Source organism: Duganella qianjiadongensis (assembly GCF_009857915.1).
Lineage (GTDB): Bacteria > Pseudomonadota > Gammaproteobacteria > Burkholderiales > Burkholderiaceae_D > Rugamonas > Rugamonas qianjiadongensis.
In genome coordinates this window covers 1-231 of record NZ_WWCM01000118.1, presented here as the reverse complement: position 1 = coordinate 231, position 231 = coordinate 1, and the positions used below count along the sequence as shown (strand labels likewise).

Sequence of the window (231 nt, the reverse complement as noted above, 5' to 3'; positions counted from 1 at the left end):
GTACGGCTTGTCCCTATAACCTTAGCAGGATATAGGTAAGAAGACCGTTAAACGTTGTTGAGACAACTTCATTACCCGCAGCACTCAGTGCTGATTACTTACCGATTCCAGATTCTGAGCAACGTTCATGTGAACGCGGCTCGTACAAGTCAAAGCTTGATGACCATAGCAAGTTGGTCCCACCCCTTCCCATCCCGAACAGGACCGTGAAACAACTCTGCGCCGATGATA

General features: G+C 48.5%; 1 rRNA gene. It reads left to right on the top strand.

The features are described from left to right. Positions 1-155 precede the first annotated feature (155 nt). Positions 156-231, top strand: a 5S ribosomal RNA gene (rrf, locus tag GTP27_RS23535); the annotation flags it as partial.